Origin of the sequence: Achromobacter agilis (assembly GCF_900496965.1) — a bacterium.
GTDB lineage: Bacteria > Pseudomonadota > Gammaproteobacteria > Burkholderiales > Burkholderiaceae_B > Achromobacter > Achromobacter agilis.
Genome location: NZ_UFQB01000052.1, coordinates 1 through 4,443, shown reverse-complemented (window position 1 = coordinate 4,443; position 4,443 = coordinate 1). Strand labels below are relative to the sequence as shown.

General features: G+C 66.7%; 3 protein-coding genes. 2 read left to right on the top strand and 1 reads right to left on the bottom strand.

What is annotated here, in order from left to right; translation table 11 throughout:
- Positions 1-201: 201 nt before the first annotated feature.
- A complete protein-coding gene (tyrS, locus tag AGI3411_RS29970) occupies positions 202-1,431 on the bottom strand; it encodes a tyrosine--tRNA ligase (RefSeq protein ID WP_129530932.1) in 1,230 nt (409 codons plus the stop codon).
- A gap of 258 nt (positions 1,432-1,689) precedes the next feature.
- Between tyrS and AGI3411_RS29965 the strand changes: the two genes are divergently transcribed.
- Positions 1,690-3,099: a M23 family metallopeptidase gene (locus AGI3411_RS29965; protein WP_129530931.1), complete on the top strand. Its 1,410-nt coding sequence runs from the start codon at positions 1,690-1,692 to the stop codon at positions 3,097-3,099.
- A gap of 127 nt (positions 3,100-3,226) precedes the next feature.
- A complete protein-coding gene (locus AGI3411_RS29960; RefSeq protein WP_279638365.1) occupies positions 3,227-4,360 on the top strand; it encodes an anhydro-N-acetylmuramic acid kinase in 1,134 nt (377 codons plus the stop codon).
- Positions 4,361-4,443 lie beyond the last annotated feature (83 nt).

Below are 4,443 nucleotides of genomic sequence, written 5' to 3'. Positions count from 1 at the left end.
GGCCGCTTTTGCCTTGGGGCGGCCCGGCGGCAAAAGATGCCCCCACGCTGCGCCTTCGGCTTGCTGCCCCCCAAGGGGGCCGCTTTTGCCTTGGGGCGGCCCGGCGGCAAAAGATGCCCCCACGCTGCGCCTTCGGCTTGCTGCCCCCCAAGGGGGCCGCTTTTGCCTTGGGGCGGCCCGGCGGCAAAAATGATGCCGCAATCAGGGATTCAAGTTAACACGCGCGAACTTGCGCTTGCCCACCTGAACGACGTAAGTCCCCGCCGGCAATTGCAACGATTTGTCTTCCACGCGGTCGCCGTTTACGCGGACGCCGCCCTGCTCTACGTTGCGTTGCGCTTCCGATCCGGAAGCGACCAGGCCGGCCTCGCGCAACAGCTTCAGGATGCCGACCGGCGCCCCGCCGATATTCACTTCGGGGATGTCGTCGGGGATGGCGCCGTCGCGGAAGCGGGCCTCGAACGTGGCCAGCGCATCCTCGGCCGCCTTGGCGGAATGGAAACGCGCAATGATTTCCTGGGCCAGCATGACCTTGGCGTCGCGCGGATTGCGGCCGCCGTCGATCTCCTGCTTGAGCGCGGCGATGTCTTCCAGCGAGCGGAACGACAGCAGTTCGAAGTAGCGCCACATCAGCGTGTCGGAAATCGACATGAGCTTGCCGAACATCGAGTCGGGCGACTCCGAAATGCCGATGTAGTTGCCCTTGGACTTGGACATCTTCTCTACGCCGTCCGTCCCTACCAGCAGCGGCATCGTCAGGATGCACTGGGGCTCCTGGCCATATTCCTTTTGCAGCTCGCGGCCGACCAGCAGGTTGAACTTCTGATCGGTGCCCCCCAGCTCCAGATCGGACTTCAGCGCCACCGAGTCATAACCCTGCATCAGCGGATACAGGAATTCATGCACCGAGATCGGGATGCCGCCCTTGAAGCGCTTGGTGAAATCCTCGCGTTCCATCATGCGCGCCACTGTATAGCGCGAAGCCAGCTGGATCATGCCGCGCGCCCCCAGGGGGTCGCACCACTCGGAGTTGTAGCGGATCTCGGTGCGGGCCGGGTCGAGCACCAGGCTTGCCTGGGCGTAATAGGTCTTGGCATTGGCCTCGATCTGCTCGCGGGTCAGCGGCGGTCGCGTATTGTTGCGGCCGCTGGGATCGCCGATGGTCGAGGTGAAATCGCCGATCAGGAAGATGACGTTGTGCCCCATGTCCTGCAGCTGGCGCATCTTGTTCAGCACCACCGTGTGACCCAGGTGGATGTCCGGCGCGGTCGGGTCCAGCCCCAGCTTGATGCGCAGGGGCACGCCCGTGGCGCGGCTCCTGGCCAGCTTACGAGCGAACTCGGATTCGACCAGAAGCTCGTCGCAACCGCGCTTGGCTATACGCAGATCTGCTTCGACTTCAGGGGTAATGGGGGCTTCTGAGGATGACATGGCAGGGGGACCGACGCGGCTTCAGCCGACAAAAAGGTGTAAAAAGTGACGAAAACTATCGAAAATTCTAGCCGAATCGGCTAGGATACCGCCCTAATCATACGCAATTGCCATCTATACGCAGTTGCGGTCGCTCTACCACCCGTTGTTCACAAGATGCGCCTCGCGCCAGCCCTTGCCCCGGAAACCGTGGCGCGCGAGGGCTTGTTCGCATCGCGCACCCTGCGAGCTCCTGCCACCTGAGAGGGTATCTTCACGATGAATCGTGGCCTCCACGAACTGGCGAGTAGCATCAAGCGCAAAGTTGCTGCCCTGTTTGCGCCCGCAGAACCCAAGCCCCAGCGCTCGGGTCTTTTCCGTCGCACTCTTCTCGTCACCGCCATCGGTCTGTTCGCCGGCGCCGCCGCTCTCGGCATGGTGCAGCAACCCGACCGCAGCGAACTCCCCCCGTCCCGCATCATCCGCAGCGTCCTGCCGCTGAGCGCTGAGCAAGTCGAAGTCAGCGCCCCCAGCGCCGCCCCCTATATCAGCGAGACCCGCATCCGCCCCGGCGACACCCTGTCCGCCGTGCTGCAGCGCCTGGAGCTCGACGCGCCCAATCTGCAGACTTTCCTGACCCACGAGGCCAGCGCCCGCAGCATCTACAAGCTGTACCCGGGCCGCTCCGTGCAGGCCGCAACGGACGAAGAAGGCAAGCTGATCTGGCTGCGCTACATCCACACCCCCGGCAACGAAACGGACGGCCAGGTCGTGACGCGCATGCTGCACGTCGCGCCGGCCGGTGACACCTACAAGGCCGAGGAAGTCGCCGAAAGCACCGAACGCCAGACCCGCGTCGCCGTGGGCACGATCCGTTCGTCGCTGTTCGGCGCCACCGACGCCGCCGGCATCCCGGATTCGGTCACCATGCAGATGGCCGACATCCTCAGCGCCAAGATCGACTTCCTGCGCGACCTGCGCCAGGGCGACCAGTTCCGCGTGGTCTACGAAGTGCGTTCGTACGACGGGCGCTACGCGGGCGCGGGCCGCGTGCTGGCGCTGGAATTCATCAACGGCGGCAAGACCTACAACGCCGTCTGGTTCAGCCCCGACGAAAAGAGCGGTTCGTACTACGACTTCGACGGCACCAGCCTGCGCGGCGCGTTCCTGCGCACCGCCCTGAAATTCAGCCGCATCAGCTCCACGTTCGGGATGCGCATGCACCCCATCCACAAGACCTGGACCGGACACAAAGGCGTGGACTACGCCGCACCCTCGGGCACGCCGATCCACTCCACCGCCGACGGCACGGTCGAATTCGCCGGTTGGCAGAATGGCTACGGCAACGTGGTCATCGTGAAGCACCACGGCAAGTACACGACGCTGTATGCGCACCAGAGCCGCATTGCCCAAGGCATCACCAAGGGCGCGAAGATCTCGCAAGGCCAGCTGCTGGGCTATGTCGGTTCCACCGGCTGGGCAACCGGCCCGCACCTGCATTACGAGTTCCGCGTGGACAACCAGCCGATCGATCCGCTGTCGGTGGACCTGCCGGTCGCCCGCAGCCTGGAACCCGCCGAAGTGCGCGCGTTCAACCAGGCCGTGGCGCCGTACAAGCAGCAGATCCAGCTGCTGACCCAGTTCCAGCAGACCTTGCCCGACGCGCTGACCAACGTGGCCAGCCGCTAGGCGGCCCACCCGGCAGAACGTCCCCGAAGGCGGCCCCGCAAGATTCATTGCGCGGCCGTTTTTTTTTGCAAAGCCGCCCCGGAGCAGAACCCGCCAGGGGCATATTCCCTTCTCTTCCGAGGCGCCCGTGACTTCCCCCCTGCCCGAGCATCGCAAGGCCCCCAAGCTCTACATCGGGTTGATGTCGGGCACCAGCGTCGACGGCGTCGACGGCGTGCTGGCGCGCCTGAGCGGCGGCCAGCCGCCGCAAGTGCTCGCCAGCGCCAGCCTCGCCATGCCGGCAGACCTGCGCCAAGAACTGCTGGCGCTGAACCTGTCCGGCGAGGACGAACTGGCGCGAGGCGCGCTGGCCGCCAATGCGCTGGCCCGCCTCTACGCCCAGGCCGTGGCCGAACTGCTGCGCAGCGCCGGCATCGCGGCAGGCGACGTCGCGGCCATCGGCGCGCACGGCCAGACGGTCCGGCACCGCCCGGATAGCGGCTATACCGTGCAGCTCAACGCGCCCGCCCTGCTGGCGGAACTGTCCGGCGTCGACGTGGTGGCCGACTTCCGCAGCCGCGACGTAGCCGCGGGCGGCCAGGGCGCGCCGCTGGTGCCGCCCTTTCATGCGGCCATCTTCGGCGCGCCCGAAGGCCGAGCCGTGCTCAACCTGGGCGGCATCGCCAACATAACGCTGCTGGAGCCGGAACAGCCTCCGCGCGGTTTCGACACCGGCCCCGCCAACGTTTTCCTGGACGGCTGGTGCCAGCGCCATCTCGGCGCGCCTTATGACGCCGACGGCCGCTGGGCCGCGACCGGACAGGTCCTGGCGCCGCTGCTGGAACAACTGATCGCCAGCGAACCGTGGTTCGCCCTGCCGCCGCCCAAGTCCACGGGCCGCGACCTGTTCAACATGCAATGGCTGGATGCCCGGCTGGCCGCGTTCGACGGCCCCAAGCCCGAGCCTCAGGATGTGCAGGCCACGCTGCAGCGCCTGACGGCCCGGACCGTGGCGAACGCCATCGACGCCGCCGCAGCCGGCACGCGGGAAGTCTTTGTGTGCGGAGGCGGCGCGCGCAACGCCGGCCTGATGCGCGAATTGGCGTACTGCCTGCAGCGTCCCGTGCGCGCCACCGATGCACTGGGCGTGCCCGCGCAGGAAGTCGAGGCCCTCGCGTTCGCGTGGCTGGCGCAGGCGTTCATGGAGCGCCGGCCAGCAGGGCTGCCCGCCGTCACGGGCGCGCGCGGACCGCGCATCCTGGGCGCGCTCTACCCCGCCTAGAACCGATGACCCGTCCTGCCCTGGGTTGACACCTACGGGCCGGTATCCGTAGCGATTACGGACTGAGCACCCGATGAACTTCA

Bases quoted from the DNA above. Each gene is read 5' to 3' on its own strand.
- AGI3411_RS29965 (WP_129530931.1), top strand. From the start codon at position 1,690: ATGAATCGTGGCCTCCACGAACTGGCGAGTAGCATCAAGCGCAAAGTT.
- tyrS (WP_129530932.1), bottom strand. From the start codon at position 1,431: ATGTCATCCTCAGAAGCCCCCATTACCCCTGAAGTCGAAGCAGATCTG.